Genomic DNA, 13,562 nt, shown 5'->3' with positions numbered 1-13,562 from the left:
GTCAGCGGAAGTTGTTGCGCAGGCCGTTCCAGCACTGCTGGTAATCGCCCTGGCGGTGGCCAGCGGCCAGCGCCTGTGCGGTCGGGCGGATCACTGCGCGGGTCTCGAACATGAAGGCCATCGTGTCCTTGATCACATCGGCCTTGGACAGATCGGCATTGGACGCCTTGTCGAAGGTCGGCGCGTCCGGGCCGTGACCACTCATGCAGTTGTGCAGCGATGCGCCACCCGGGACGAAGCCTTCGGCCTTGGCATCGTAGGCGCCATGCACCAGGCCCATGAACTCGCTGGCGATGTTGCGGTGGAACCACGGCGGACGGAACGTGTTCTGCGCCACCAGCCAGCGCGGCGGGAAGATCGCAAAGTCCATGTTGCTGGTGCCCGGGGTGTCACTGGGCGAATGCAGCACCAGGAAGATCGACGGATCCGGGTGGTCGTAGCTGATCGAACCGATGGTGTTGAAGCGGCGCAGATCGTAACGGTACGGCGCGTAGTTGCCGTGCCAGGCCACCACGTCCAGCGGCGAATGGTCGATCGGCGCACGCCACAGGCGGCCCTCGAACTTGGCGATCAGTTCGAAATCGCCATCGACGTCCTCGAACGCCGCATGCGGGGTCTCGAAGTCGCGCGGATTGGCCAGGCCGTTGGATCCGATCGGGCCAAGGTCGGGCAGCTTCAGCAGCGCACCGTAGTTCTCGCAGATATAGCCGCGGCTGGGGCCATCGGGCAGTTCAACGCGGAAGCGCACGCCGCGCGGGATCACCGCGATCTGCTGCGGCTCGATCTCGATCACGCCCAGCTCGGTCAGCAGGCGCAGCGCGCCCAGCTGCGGCACGATCAGCAGCTCGCCGTCGGCGTCGTAGAAGTAGCGGCCGACCATGTCGCGGTTGGCAGCGTATAGGTGGATGCCCACGCCGGCATGCGCATCGGGCGAGCCGTTGCCACCCATCGTGTACAGGCCTTCGACAAAATCGGTCGGCAGCTCCGGCAGCGGCAGCGGGCTCCAGCGCAGCTGGTTCGGTGAAGCCGGCTGTGCGCCGAAATCACACTGCAGCTGCGACTGCGCGAACGGGGTGAACTCGCCATGGGTCACCGCCGGGCGGATCCGGTACAGCCAGCTGCGGCGGTTGCTGCCACGCGGCGCGGTGAAGGCGGTGCCGGTCAACTGTTCGGCGTACAGGCCGTGGGCCACCTTCTGCGGTGAGTTCTGCCCGACCGGCAGCGCGCCGGCAACGGCCTCGGTGGCGAATTCGTTGCCGAAGCCGGACTGGTAGCCGCGGGCGGTGATGGCGGGGGACATGGGAACTCCAGAGATTGCCGGCCAGCGGCCGGCACGACCATTCGGACAGGCAATGCCGGCGGGACGCCGACATTGCCTGCAGACCTTACAGCACGCCGCGGCGGATCTGGTCGCGCTCGATGCTCTCGAACAGTGCGGTGAAGTTGCCTTCGCCGAAGCCTTCGTTGCCCTTGCGCTGGATGATCTCGAAGAAGATCGGGCCGATGCAGTTCTGGGTGAAGATCTGCAGCAGCTTGCGCTGGTGGGTTTCCGGATCGGCATCGATCAGGATCTTGTTCTTCGCCAGGCGCGGCACGTCTTCACCGTGGTTCGGCACGCGCTGGTCGATCACGTCGAAGTAGGTCTCCGGCGTATCGAGGAAGTCCACGCCCTGCGCGCGCATCGCTTCGACGGTCTCGTAGATGTTCTCGGTGAAGCAGGCGATGTGCTGGATGCCCTCGCCCTTGTACGCGTCCAGGTATTCGTTGATCTGGCTCTTCGGGTCGGACGATTCGTTCAGCGGGATGCGCACGATGCCATCCGGCGCGGTCATCGCCTTGGACACCAGGCCGGTCTTCAGGCCCTTGATGTCGAAGTAGCGGATCTCGCGGAAGTTGAACAGGCGCTCGTAGTAGTCCGACCACTGCTGCATGTTGCCGAAATACAGGTTGTGGGTCAGGTGGTCGATGAAGGTCAGGCCGAAGCCCACCGGGTGCAGGTCGGCACCGGCGATCGGCTCGTAGTCGCCGTCGTAGATGCTGCCGGCGCTGCCGTAGCGATCGACCAGGTACAGCATGCAGTCGCCGATGCCCTTGATGACCGGCGCGCTGACCGCCTTGCTGTCCGGCTTGAAGGCGATGGCTTCGGCGCCGTTGCCCAGCGCGGTCTGGTAGACCTCCTGGCCCGGCTTCTTGAAGCGGATGGCGAAGCCGCAGGCGCACGGACCGTGCTTCTCGGCGAAGTCGGCGGCGAACGAATCGGGGTCCTCATTGACCAGGAAGTTGACGTCGCCCTGGCGATAGACGGTAATCGGACGCTGCTTGTGCTTGAGCACCGCGCTGAAGCCCATCTTCCGGAAGTACTCGTGCAGCTCCTGGCCACGGCCGGCCGGGGCGGCGAATTCGACGAACTCGAAGCCGTCGATGCCCATCGGGTTCTCGAAGGTGGTGACCTGCATGCCGGGGTTGGGATGCGAGGCGGTCGGGACTGCGGTATTCATGGCGTGGCTCCGAATCGGTACCGCATCGGTACAAACCAGGTGCGGGCAGGTAGGGACCCGGCGAGAATGCAGGGTCTGGACCTACCCCTTATAGTTACACTTGAAACCACCAGCAAGGTGCACCGCAACATGAGCCCCGCCGATCCCGTTTCGACCCGCCTGCGTTCCTCGCACGTCCTGCTCGACCTGGAACAGTTCCTGCCGTACCGGCTGAGCGTGCTGTCCAACCGGGTCAGCGGCAACATCGCCAAGCTATACGGCGATCGTTACGGTCTGGCGATTCCCGAATGGCGGGTGATCACCATCCTGGCGCTGTACCCGGGCTCCTCGGCCAGCGAGGTCTCCGACCGCACGGCGATGGACAAGGTGGCGGTCAGCCGTGCCGTGGCCCGCCTGCTGGAGCGCGGCTTCATCAAGCGCGAGACCCACGGCGACGACCGCCGCCGCTCGGTGCTGGCGCTGTCGGCAGCCGGCTTCGAGGTGTACGAGACCATCGCGCCGATGGTGATCGAAATCACCCGCAAGCTGATGTCGGTGCTGAGCGAAGAGGAAGAGCAGGTGCTGGAGAAGCTGATCCTGCGCCTGGCCGGCGAAGGCCTGGAGCGGATGGGCGAAGGGGTCTAAAAGAAAAAGGGGACGGAGGGGATTAAGTCGTTTTGGGCCCCAAGTCGCGGGTGCCGACCCCGGCCGGTAGCGGAACAGTGGCTGGGCGATTGCCGTCCGCCCCCTTTGATCTGACGGGACCCGCTTCTTGGCGGACTGCGGACCGACCGCGAACGATGCCATCGGACGCATTCACCTTCCGCAGATCCCGTCCTGAAGTGTCGCCTTCGCCCAGCGGCATTTCCGCATTGGCCCGATACGGCCCGTTTCCGCCAGGCTGGTGTATCGGAACGGGCTGATCCAGTGAATTCTCCTATTGGACTGCTCACGTGTGCGGCCGGACGGTAAACGTTCAACGGGTATCAGCCCGGCCATCCACATCGAACGGGCTCCCTCATGGATGACTCGCGTTCAACGTCGCCGCATGGCCAGGAATTGCTGGCCGATCTCAGAGAGCTGATCTGCGCAGCGCGCAGCAGGATGCACAGGTCCATCAACGCCGAGTTGACGCTGCTGTACTGGCGAATCGGCCGTCGCATCCATGTTGACCAGATGGCGGGGCAGCGTGCGCGTTACGGCGAGGTTCTCTTCACCCGGATCGCCAAGGCGCTGTCTGCCGAGTTCGGCACATCCTTCGGTGAGAAGAGCCTGCGCCGGATGGTGCAGTTCTCCATCGCATTTGCAGACGAGCAGATTGTCGTATCGCTGATACGACAATTGAGCTGGACCCATTTCATCGCGCTGATCCCACTGGCGGACCCACTCAAGCGCGACTTCTATGCACAGATGGCCGCCACCGAGGGCTGGAGTGTACGTACGCTGCGCCAGCGCGTCGATTCGATGCTGTATGAGCGCACGGCACTCTCCAGTCAGCCAGAGCAGACCATCGCCGAAGAGTTGGCGGCACTGCGCGGCAACCAGCAGCTGTCTCCAGGGCTGGTACTGCGTGATCCCTACGTACTGGACTTTCTTGGCCTCAAGGACAGCTGGGACGAGCAGGACCTTGAAACCGCGATCCTTCGCGAGATGCAGGGCTTCCTGCTTGAACTTGGCACGGGCTTCAGTTTCGTCGCCCGCCAGAAGCGCATCCAGATCGACGGCGATGACTTCCACCTGGACCTGCTGTTCTACAACCGGCGCCTGCGCAGACTAATTGCCATCGAGTTGAAGATCGGCGAGTTCAAGCCGGCCTACAAGGGACAGATGGAACTCTATCTGCGCTGGCTGGACCGGTACGAACGTGAGGACGGCGAGCAGGCGCCGTTGGGCATCATCCTCTGCACAGGGAAGAAAGCGGGCCAGATTGAATTGCTGGAGCTGGATCGCTCAGGCATCCATGTTGCGGAGTACCTGACCACGCTGCCCTCCCGGGAGGTCCTCAAGCAAAGATTGCAGACTGCCATGGAGCGGGCGCGGCAGCAGCTGCAGACCGCGGCGCCCGGCCTCCCGTAGATCTACGCCACGCGCGGATGGCGTTCATGCTTCAGCTCAGATGCTTGCGCCGTGCATGGATCCACGGCACCGCGAGCGCCGCGATGGCACCACCGGCGAAGCCGAGGGAAGCCGCAACCGTGGCTGCTTCGACCGCCCCCGGCAGCGCCAGCGCCGCCGCCACCAGCAGCAGCGACGGCAGGCCGACGAAGGTGCCCAGGAAGAAATGCCAACGCGGTGACCAGGTATTGAGCTGCAGCAGGCTGACCGGTTGCCAGGCTTCCGAGGCGGCGTCCTCGGCGATCTTCGCCACCGCCTTGGCCAGGTCCACTTCCGGCAGCGCGCGCCCCTGCCGTGCGGTCGCCAGCAGCTCGGCCACGGCCTCCACCGGCGGGAAACTGGACGGCCACGCGACCGGCGCCGGCACGCCATACGCGGTCAGCACCGGCACGCTCAGCCACGGCGCCACCAGCGGGCGCATGCGACGGCGGCCATGCACGCACCAGATCTGTTGCTGCCCATGCGCGGTGACGCTGTACAGCGCCAGTTCGTTGGCCGGCGGGTAGCCGAGCATGGTCACCCGCGCGGCCAGGCTGTCCTGCCCCATCGCGCGCAGGAAGCCGGGGCGGCTGCGCCCTTCCTGCATCCACGCCAGTCCCAGCGCACCCACCAGATAGGCCTCGGCCACGTCCTTGCTGCCAGCGGTGGCGCGTTCGTCACTGGCCAGGTACCAGGCCAGCGATTTCGGTTCGGCGACATCCTCCAGGCCCCAGCGGCTGTCGTCTCCCAGCACATGGCGCACCAGCAGGCGCGCGGGCGCGGTTTCGCCACGTTCGCCGGGTTGCAGGAATGGCAGCACGCCCTGGATGAAGGTGGACAGCTCGATCGCACGCACGCCGTGCCCCTGCCACTCCGGTGGCAGCAGCCCGGCCAGCTGGCCGTCGGCGGCCAGCGCATCAAGCCGGGACTTCTGCTCGACCAGCTTCTGCACCGCCCCCTTCAGCACCACGTTGTCGGGCAGCGCGATCTGCGGCAGGCGATGGCGCGGCGGCGCCAGGTCGACGGTGGCCTCGCCGGTTCCGGTGTCATCCAGCAGCGCCTCCTGCGGCGGCAGGGTTACGCCCTCGCCTGCTCCACCCTCGGCCAACTCACTGGCGGGTTCGGGCAGTCGTTCGGCGTGGTCGCTGTGCATGGGCGTTCCGGAAGGTTGCATCGACGGGATGTCGACTGAGGTCCTTGCCGGTAACGGCGAGCGCGTTGCGATATTGAGATGCCGATTCCGGGAATGTGACCGCAACCACAGTAGATCCACGCCATGCGTGGATGCACTTCTGTGCCGACCAACGGTCGGCACCCACCGGGGATGGCGGTCAACGGTCGGCACCCACCGGGGATGGCGGTCAACGGTCGGCACCCACCGGGGATGGCGGTCAGCGATCGGCACCCACCGGGGGTGGCGGTCAGCGGTCGGCACCCACCCACCACCACCCCTGCCGGCCAGCGGCCGGCACTACCCCTATTCCGGTTTGTCAGGTGCCCATTGTTTCAGGAACGCGCTCACCCGTGCCGGCTGGAAGGCTTCGCCCCTGCGCAGTTCGCCGGTGGCCTGCGAGACCAGCAGGCTTCCATCGGCATCGAGCACCAGCAGGCGCGGATAGTCGCGCTCCATCTCGGGGAACTGGGCGAAGAAGGCGGTGTTGGGCTGCTCGTCGCTGGCGTTGACCTTCACCCACACGTAGTGGGCATCGCGGAAGCGGCGCAGGTCGCCGTTGCCTTCCACGATCTCATCCAGCGCATGGCAGCGGTCGCAGGCGGCGTTGCCGACCTCCAGCAGGATGCGCTTCTTGCCGCGCTGGGCTTCCACCTTGGCGGTGGCCAGATCATCGGCAGGGTCGCGGGCCGGGTCGAACTGCGCGCCGAGCCCGGCGATGGCGGCGATATCCGCCGCCACCGGGGTGTTGCCCGAGGCCACCGGTTCGCTGGGGTCAGCGACCGGTGGTTCGGTGGGTCGGGTATCCAGGGGCTGCGTGGGCTCGGCGGCGGCAGGCGGTTGCGGTTGGGAACAGGCGCCGATCAGCGCCGCACAGACCACCACCACTGCTCCACCGAGCTTCATGCGCATGCCTTCTACCCTCTCATCGTTACTTGACGCCGTGCATCAGCTTGTTGATCAGCGGGGCGATCAGGAACAGCACCACGCCGGAGCCGATCAGGGCCCAGAACCCGAAGGTATACCCCTTCAGGGCCGACTCGACCGTCATGCCGCCTTCACCACTGACCACGCCGGCGAAGATGCCCGACAGGTTGTTGCCGATGCCGGTGGACAGGAACCAGCCGCCCATGCCGAAGCCGACCAGGCGCACCGGGGCCAGCTTGGTCACCATCGACAGGCCGATCGGCGACAGGCACAGCTCACCCACCGACTGGATGACGTAGACCATGAACAGGGTCCAGAACGGGATCTTGCCGTCCACCACCATCTGCGACAGGGCGAACATCAGCAGCGCGAAGGCGGCGCCGTTGAACAGCAGGCCCAGGCCGAACTTGCGCGGGATCGACGGATTGGCGCGGCCCATCGCCACCCAGATCCAGGCGATGACCGGGGCCAGGGTGATGATCGCCACCGAGTTGACCGACTGGAACCACGCGGTCGGGAAGGTCCAGCTGCCGAACTGGCGGTTGACGATGTTCTCGGCCAGGAAGGTGAACGAGCTGCCGGCCTGCTCGAAGAACATCCAGAACATCACGTTGAAGGCGAAGATGATCAGCATGGCGATCACGCGGTCGCGCTGCACCTTGCCTTCGCGGATGCCCTCGACCAGCAGCAGGATGGCCAGCGCGGTGAACATCGCGCCGAGGATCCAGGCCAGCGCGGTGGCGCCGGTGGCCAGCAGGAAGTACGCGACCGGGATGGCGACCACGGCACCGGCCAGCACCATGATGATGCGGCCGAAACCTTCCGCGCCGGCCGGCGGTGCGCCGATGCCCTTCAGGCCGGCACGACCGATGTAGAACCACACCAGCGAGATCAGCATGCCCACGCCCGAGGCGATGAACACGACCTTGTAGGACGGCATCGCATCGGTACCGAACACCTTGCGGGCCAGGTACTCGGTCAGCACCGGGGCGATCATCGCGCCGATGTTGATGCCCATGTAGAAGATGGTGAAGCCCGAATCGCGGCGCTCGTCCTTCAGGCCGTACAGCTTGCCGACCATGGTCGAGATGTTGGGCTTGAACAGACCGTTGCCGACGATGATCGTGGCCAGGCCGAGCTTAAAGATGTGCTCCTGCGGCAGCGAGATCATGAACAGGCCGGCGGCCATGATGATCGCGCCGGTCAGGATCGAGCGCTGGTAGCCCAGTACCCGGTCGGCCACGTAGCCGCCGAAGATGGCCGCGGCGTATACCAGGGCCAGGTAGGCGCCATAGATGCGGCTGGCGTCGCCTTCACCGGCAGCGCTGCCGTTGTAGAACTGGGCGACGATGTACAGCACCAAGGCCCAGCGGATGCCGTAGAACGCAAAGCGTTCCCAGAACTCGGTCATGAACAGCATCCACAACGGGCGCGGGTGGCCCAGCGTGGTCTTGAAGTCCGGCAGCGCCGGCTCTGGGGTGTTCGCAGTGGCGTTTACGCTCATGCGGATTTCCTGGTTCGGTGGATGACGAGCACGTCCGCTGTGCAGTTGGAGCAACGCGCGAGGATCACCGACTTCTGGCGTTCACGTCAAATACACGCCGTTTGAGGCAGGTGCCAGCCTGCTCGCTGAACTTGCATCTGAAACGATTTAGCCGTCGGCCGCGATCCAAGCTGAATACGGATCAGGCCTGTTCTGCCGGGGGCGCGGCCTGCAGGCTGGTGCGCACCTGGAACAGCTCGGGGAAGAAGGTCAGCTCCAGTGCCTTGGCCAGGAAGCCCACGCCGGACGAGCCACCGGTGCCGCGCTTGAAGCCGATCACCCGCATCACCGTGCGCATGTGGCGGAAGCGCCACAGCTGGAAGGCGGTCTCCAGGTCCACCAGGTCCTCGCACAGCGCGTACTCGCGCCAGTAGCGGTCGGTGTCCTGGTAGATGCGTTCGAAGACCGGCTGCAGGGCGTCGTCGGCCACGTGCGGCTGGGTCCAGTCGTGGGCCTCGTAGACCGCCGGCACGGCATGGCCGAAGCGGGCCAGGTACTTCAGGAATTCCTCGTACAGGCTGGGCGCCTCCAGCACGGTGCGCAGCTGCGCCTGCCCGGCCGGGTCGTGCTCGAACACCTGCAGCATCTGCGCGTTCTTGTTGCCCAGCAGGAACTCGATGTAGCGGTACTGCAGCGACTGGAAGCCCGACGACGGGCCCAGCACGTCGCGGAAGCCCATGTATTCGGAAGGGGTCAGTGTTTCCAGCACCGACCACTGCTCGGTCAGCTGGCGCAGCACCTGCTTGCTGCGCGCCAGCACCTTGCGGCACTGCCAGACTTCATCGCGCTGCAGGAAGCCGATTGCGGCACGCAGCTCATGGCCCAGCAGCTTCAGCCACAGTTCCGAGGTCTGGTGCTGGATGATGAAGAGCATCTCGTCATGGTGCGGCGGGCTGGACAGCGGCTGCTGCGCGCTGAGCAGCTGGTCCAGCCGCAGGTAGCCGCCGTAGGTGAGGCGTCCCTGCAGGTCGGTGTGGATGCCGGCTTCGAGATCGCGTTGGTTGTTGTCGACGGACATGGGCGGGACCAGATCGGGGGCGGCAAGGGTAGCGCGTTGCCGCCGCGCTGGCAGCCGCCGGGTCCATACCGGGGCGTGCGGTTGGCCGTGGAGCATCGGCCGATCCCAGGCCTGCGCGTGGAACCGTCCAGGCCGTTGTACTGGCGGTCAGCCAGAGGCGTATTCTGATGCTTTGCAGCAACGACTGAATACGTTGTTGTTATTGGCCCCCCACCCGCCGGCAGGGGTAAAACGGGGAATCGCCGTGTTGCGGCGCAGGAAGGCTATTCCGTACGCGTTCCTTAACATGGCGATTCATATCATTTGTAACTTCTCTGTCGAAGGTGCAGTACGCAATGACGGTTGCCGCTGAATTCAAGATCGAATACCTGCAGTACCTGGATACGGACGGCAAACTCGTCCGCGATGACCTGCCCGCGTCGCTGCGCGACCCCAAGGTCCTGGTACCGCTGTTCAAGCAGATGCTGTTCGTACGTACGTTCGACAGCAAATCCATCGCACTGCAGCGCACCGGCAAGCTCGGCACCTATGCCGCCTGCCTGGGCCACGAAGCCGCACACGTGGGTATCGGCGCGGCGATGCAGAAGGACGACGTGTTCGCGCCTTCGTACCGCGAGTATGGCGCGATGTTCATGCGTGGCGTGCGACCGCACGACGTGCTGATGTACTGGGGCGGCGACGAACGCGGCAACGATTACGGCGGCAACGCGGCCAAGGACTTCCCGTTCTGCGTGCCGATCTCCACCCAGTGCCTGCATGCCGCAGGCGCGGCGCTGAAGTTCAAGCTCAACAAGGAACCGCAGATCGCGGTGGCGGTGTGCGGCGACGGCGGCAGCTCCAAGACCGACTTCTACGCAGCACTGAATTCGGCCGGCGCCTACAAGCTCCCGCTGATCCTGTGCATCGTCAACAACGGTTGGGCCATCTCGGTTCCGCGTTCGGCCCAGACCGGTGCCGAAACACTGGCGCAGAAGGGCCTGGCGGGTGGCCTGCACTGCCTGCAGGTGGACGGCAATGACCTGATCGCGGTGCTGGCGGCCATGGAGCAGGCGCGCGAACGTGCGCTGGCCGGCAACGGCGGCACCGTGCTGGAACTGATGACCTACCGCCTGTCTGACCACACCACCGCCGATGACGCGCGCCGCTACCGCGACGACGCCGAAGTGAAGGATGCCTGGCAGCGCGAGCCGATGCTGCGCCTGCGCAAGTACCTGATCAACGCCGGTGTGTGGAGCGAAGACGAAGAGACCGCCTGGGTCGCCGAGTGCGGCACGCGCGTGGACGAGGAAGTGAACCTGTACCTCAACACGCCGGTGCAGCCGGTCGAGGCGATGTTCGACTTCCTGTATGCCGATCCGCCGCCGGACCTGCTGGCCCAGCGTGCCCAGGCGATCGCCCTGGAGAAGCGCCATGGATGAGATCAAGAACGGCGCGCCCGGCGCGCACACCAACGCCGCCGACAGCGCTGCGGTCGCGCGCGGAGAAGAGAGCATGACCACCACCCCGATCACCCTCATCGAAGCCATCACCCAGGCGCTGGCCTGGGAGCTGGAACACGACCCGTCGGTGCTGGTGCTGGGCGAAGACGTGGGCGTCAACGGCGGCGTGTTCCGCGCCACTGCCGGTCTGCAGCAGCGCTTCGGCTCGGACCGCATCCTCGACACCCCGCTGGATGAAACCACCATCGCCGGCCTGACGATTGGTCTTGCCGCGCAGGGCATGAAGCCGGTGGCCGAAGCCCAGTTCGATGGCTTCATGTACCCGATGGTCGACCATATCGTCTGCCACGCCGCACGCCTGCGTTACCGCACGCGTGGCCGCCTGCACTGCCCGATGGTGCTGCGCGTGCCGTGGGGCGGTGGCATCCGCGCGCCGGAACACCACAGCGAAGCCAACGAGGCGATCTTCACCAACGTGCCGGGCCTGCGCGTGGTGCTGCCGTCGTCGCCGCAGCGTGCCTATGGCCTGCTGTTGGCCGCGATCCGCGAACCGGATCCGGTGATCTACATGGAGCCCAAGCGCATCTACCGCCAGTACAAGGAAGTGGTCGTCAACGACGGCGAAGCCTTGCCGCTGGACGTCTGCTTTGTGCTGCGCGATGGCACCGACGTGACCCTGGTGACCTGGGGCGCGCAGGTGAAGGAAGCGCTGGAAGCGGCCGACAAGCTGGCCGGCGAAGGCATCAGTGCCGAAGTCATCGATGTGGCCACGCTGCGTCCGCTGGACTTCGCCACCATCGCCGAATCGGTGGCCAAGACCGGCCGCTGCGTGATCGTGCAGGAGGCCCCGAAAACCGCGGGCTTCGGCGCCGAGATCGCCGCGCGCCTGGCCGAGGAATCGATCTACGACCTGCTGGCCCCGGTCGAGCGCGTCACTGGCTACGACACCCACATTCCGCTGTTCCGCCTGGAAATGAAGTACCTGCCGAGCGTTGAGCGGATCGTGGCTGCGGCCAAGCGCGCGGTGGCGGCCGGCTGACATGCGGGCCCGCCTTCTGGGGGCTTACCGCAGCCAGTATCCCAACCCGCTCCGGTTCCACACCGGCCAGATCGTCGAAGTAGGTGTCCGTGACGAGGAATGGCCGGCGTTTGCCTGGGTACGCACCAACGATGGGCGCGCTGGCTGGGCGCCCATCGCCTGGTTGCAGCTGCTGGACGAGGGTCGCGCCGAAGCGCTGTGCGACTACGACGCCCGCGAGCTGGATGTGGAAAGCGGCGAGATGGTGAAGCTTCATCACGAACACGGCGGGTGGTGGTGGTCCGAGCGCGCCAATGGCGCGACGGGTTGGCTGCCGGCCCGCGAACTGGAACTGCTGGAAGAGAACTGCAAATGAGCCAGACCAAGAACTTCAACCTGCCCGACCTGGGCGAAGGCCTGCCGGACGCGACCATCGTCGAGTGGTTCGTCAAGGAAGGCGATGTGATCAAGCTGGACGAGCCGCTGGTGTCGATGGAGACCGCCAAGGCCGTGGTGGAAGTGCCCTCGCCGTTCTCCGGCAAGGTGCTGAAGCTGTCCGGCGGTGCCGGCGACATCATCCCGACCGGTTCGGTGCTGGCCAGCTTCGAACTGGACCCGAACCTGCCGCAGCGTGCCGACGGCCAGGACACCGGCCACAGCCATGGTCATGCCGCACCGGCCACGCCGGCTGCCGCACCGACCCCGCCGCCGCTGCCGGCTGCGCCGGTCGCTGCGGAGGAAGCCAAGCCGGCCGCCGCCGAGCGTGACGACGCCGGTACCGTGGTCGGCGCCATGCAGAGCTCCAACGCCGTGCATGCCGAACAGGCGCTGGCCGTCGGTGGCGTCAAGGCCGTGCCGGCCGTGCGTGCGATGGCGCGCAAGCTGGGCGTGGACCTGAGCCGCGTGGCCGCTACCGGGACCGATGGCGCGGTCACCATGTCCGACGTCAAGCAGGCCGCCGCCAACGGCACCGCCAAGCTCGGCGCTGCTCCGGCACCGGTTGCCGCTGCTGCCTATGCCGCGCCGGTCCCGGCGCAGGTGTCTGCCCCGGTGCAGAGCGAAGCCCGCACCCCGCTGTCCGCCGCCGGCAAGCCGATGCGTACCCAGCCGCCGGGCGTGGTCGCCAAGGGCCAGCCGGAACCGCTGAAGGGCGTGCGCCGCAACATGGCACGCGTGATGGCCGATGCGCACAGCAAGGTGGTGCCGACCACGCTGAACGACGACGCCGACATCCACGCCTGGCTGCCGGGCAACGACGTCACCGCGCGCCTGGTGCGTTCGATCGTGGTCGCCGCGCAGAAGGTGCCGGCGATGAACGCGTGGTTCGACGGTGAAGCGCTGACCCGCACCCTGCACGCGCAGGTCGACATCGGCATCGCCGTGGACACCGACGACGGCCTGTTCGTGCCGGCCCTGCGCAACGCCGACATGCTCGACGCACGTGGCATCCGCGAAGGCGTCAACCGCCTGCGCGAGCAGGTGGAGTCGCGTTCGATCGCCGCCTCGGAACTGAGCGGCTACACCATCTCGCTGTCCAACTTCGGCATGTTCGCCGGCCGCTACGCTACCCCGGTCGTGGTGCCGCCGTGCGTGGCCATCGTCGGTGCCGGTCGTGCCCGCCACCAGATGACTCCGGTGATGGGCGGCGTGGAAGCGCACAAGGTCATCCCGCTGTCGGTCACCTTCGACCACCGGGCAGCCACCGGCGGCGAAGCCGCCCGCTTCCTGCGCGCGATGATGGACGACCTGGCGCTGGCCAGCTGATCGGTGGGTGCCAACCTTGGTTGGCACATGAACTGGAAAAACGCCGGGCACTGCCCGGCGTTTTTTTTGCCTGCTCTACTGTAGAGCCGAGCCATGCTCGGCTGCTTCTTG

At 66.3% G+C, this 13,562-nt stretch carries 12 protein-coding genes; 6 read left to right on the top strand and 6 right to left on the bottom strand.

What is annotated here, in order from left to right:
- Position 1: 1 nt before the first annotated feature.
- On the bottom strand, positions 2-1,300 hold the full coding sequence (gene hmgA, locus AC5P8Y_RS10520) for a homogentisate 1,2-dioxygenase (protein WP_005411339.1): 1,299 nt from the start codon (positions 1,298-1,300) through the stop codon (positions 2-4).
- An 85-nt stretch (positions 1,301-1,385) separates the two neighbouring features.
- Complete coding sequence (hppD, locus tag AC5P8Y_RS10515; RefSeq protein WP_005411340.1) at positions 1,386-2,498, bottom strand: 4-hydroxyphenylpyruvate dioxygenase; 1,113 nt, start codon at positions 2,496-2,498, stop codon at positions 1,386-1,388.
- Positions 2,499-2,564: 66 nt separating this feature from the next.
- On the opposite strand from hppD, the gene AC5P8Y_RS10510 reads away from it, so the two are divergent.
- The gene (locus AC5P8Y_RS10510; RefSeq protein ID WP_005411341.1) at positions 2,565-3,122 is read left to right on the top strand and encodes a MarR family winged helix-turn-helix transcriptional regulator; all 558 of its coding nucleotides are present in this window, start codon (positions 2,565-2,567) and stop codon (positions 3,120-3,122) included.
- 375 nt (positions 3,123-3,497) lie between these two features.
- Entirely contained in the window at positions 3,498-4,553 is a 1,056-nt protein-coding gene (locus AC5P8Y_RS10505; RefSeq protein ID WP_033833882.1) for a PDDEXK nuclease domain-containing protein, read from the top strand.
- 31 nt (positions 4,554-4,584) lie between these two features.
- Here the strand turns inward: AC5P8Y_RS10505 and AC5P8Y_RS10500 are convergent, their stop codons facing one another.
- The 4 genes from AC5P8Y_RS10500 to AC5P8Y_RS10485 form a co-directional block, all read right to left on the bottom strand.
- Entirely contained in the window at positions 4,585-5,724 is a 1,140-nt protein-coding gene (locus AC5P8Y_RS10500; RefSeq protein ID WP_464049365.1) for a hypothetical protein, read from the bottom strand.
- A gap of 324 nt (positions 5,725-6,048) precedes the next feature.
- The gene (locus AC5P8Y_RS10495) at positions 6,049-6,654 is read right to left on the bottom strand and encodes a thioredoxin family protein (protein WP_049402778.1); all 606 of its coding nucleotides are present in this window, start codon (positions 6,652-6,654) and stop codon (positions 6,049-6,051) included.
- Between the two features lie 19 nt (positions 6,655-6,673).
- Positions 6,674-8,173 carry a peptide MFS transporter gene (locus tag AC5P8Y_RS10490; protein ID WP_065178867.1) on the bottom strand — a complete coding sequence of 500 codons (1,500 nt, stop codon included), beginning with the start codon at positions 8,171-8,173 and terminating at the stop codon, positions 6,674-6,676.
- A gap of 181 nt (positions 8,174-8,354) precedes the next feature.
- Entirely contained in the window at positions 8,355-9,230 is an 876-nt protein-coding gene (locus tag AC5P8Y_RS10485) for a tryptophan 2,3-dioxygenase (RefSeq protein ID WP_005414712.1), read from the bottom strand.
- A 335-nt stretch (positions 9,231-9,565) separates the two neighbouring features.
- On the opposite strand from AC5P8Y_RS10485, the gene pdhA reads away from it, so the two are divergent.
- Genes pdhA through AC5P8Y_RS10465 form a run of 4 tightly spaced genes read left to right on the top strand, consistent with a single transcriptional unit; the run spans position 9,566 to position 13,451 of the window.
- The gene (pdhA, locus tag AC5P8Y_RS10480) at positions 9,566-10,648 is read left to right on the top strand and encodes a pyruvate dehydrogenase (acetyl-transferring) E1 component subunit alpha (protein WP_043034275.1); all 1,083 of its coding nucleotides are present in this window, start codon (positions 9,566-9,568) and stop codon (positions 10,646-10,648) included.
- A complete protein-coding gene (locus AC5P8Y_RS10475) occupies positions 10,641-11,708 on the top strand; it encodes an alpha-ketoacid dehydrogenase subunit beta (RefSeq protein WP_005414714.1) in 1,068 nt (355 codons plus the stop codon). The genes pdhA and AC5P8Y_RS10475 overlap by 8 nt, the downstream gene beginning before the upstream one ends.
- 1 nt (position 11,709) lies before the next feature.
- Positions 11,710-12,063, top strand: a complete 354-nt coding sequence (locus AC5P8Y_RS10470) for an SH3 domain-containing protein (protein ID WP_005411349.1) — start codon at positions 11,710-11,712, stop codon at positions 12,061-12,063.
- On the top strand, positions 12,060-13,451 hold the full coding sequence (locus tag AC5P8Y_RS10465) for a dihydrolipoamide acetyltransferase family protein (protein ID WP_033833886.1): 1,392 nt from the start codon (positions 12,060-12,062) through the stop codon (positions 13,449-13,451). The genes AC5P8Y_RS10470 and AC5P8Y_RS10465 overlap by 4 nt, the downstream gene beginning before the upstream one ends.
- Positions 13,452-13,562 lie beyond the last annotated feature (111 nt).

The organism is Stenotrophomonas sp. YJH_SMC_12-1 (assembly GCF_059370935.1).
The sequence above is the reverse complement of the archived record's forward strand: the minus strand, read 5'-3'. Positions and strand labels throughout refer to the sequence as shown.

Bases quoted from the DNA above. Each gene is read 5' to 3' on its own strand.
- AC5P8Y_RS10510 (WP_005411341.1), top strand. From the start codon at position 2,565: ATGCAGGGTCTGGACCTACCCCTTATAGTTACACTTGAAACCACCAGC.
- AC5P8Y_RS10500 (WP_464049365.1), bottom strand. From the start codon at position 5,724: ATGCACAGCGACCACGCCGAACGACTGCCCGAACCCGCCAGTGAGTTG.
- AC5P8Y_RS10490 (WP_065178867.1), bottom strand. From the start codon at position 8,173: ATGAGCGTAAACGCCACTGCGAACACCCCAGAGCCGGCGCTGCCGGAC.
- AC5P8Y_RS10485 (WP_005414712.1), bottom strand. From the start codon at position 9,230: ATGTCCGTCGACAACAACCAACGCGATCTCGAAGCCGGCATCCACACC.
- pdhA (WP_043034275.1), top strand. From the start codon at position 9,566: ATGACGGTTGCCGCTGAATTCAAGATCGAATACCTGCAGTACCTGGAT.
- hppD (WP_005411340.1), bottom strand. From the start codon at position 2,498: ATGAATACCGCAGTCCCGACCGCCTCGCATCCCAACCCCGGCATGCAG.
- AC5P8Y_RS10505 (WP_033833882.1), top strand. From the start codon at position 3,498: ATGGATGACTCGCGTTCAACGTCGCCGCATGGCCAGGAATTGCTGGCC.
- hmgA (WP_005411339.1), bottom strand. From the start codon at position 1,300: ATGTCCCCCGCCATCACCGCCCGCGGCTACCAGTCCGGCTTCGGCAAC.
- AC5P8Y_RS10495 (WP_049402778.1), bottom strand. From the start codon at position 6,654: ATGCGCATGAAGCTCGGTGGAGCAGTGGTGGTGGTCTGTGCGGCGCTG.
- AC5P8Y_RS10475 (WP_005414714.1), top strand. From the start codon at position 10,641: ATGGATGAGATCAAGAACGGCGCGCCCGGCGCGCACACCAACGCCGCC.
- AC5P8Y_RS10465 (WP_033833886.1), top strand. From the start codon at position 12,060: ATGAGCCAGACCAAGAACTTCAACCTGCCCGACCTGGGCGAAGGCCTG.
- AC5P8Y_RS10470 (WP_005411349.1), top strand. From the start codon at position 11,710: ATGCGGGCCCGCCTTCTGGGGGCTTACCGCAGCCAGTATCCCAACCCG.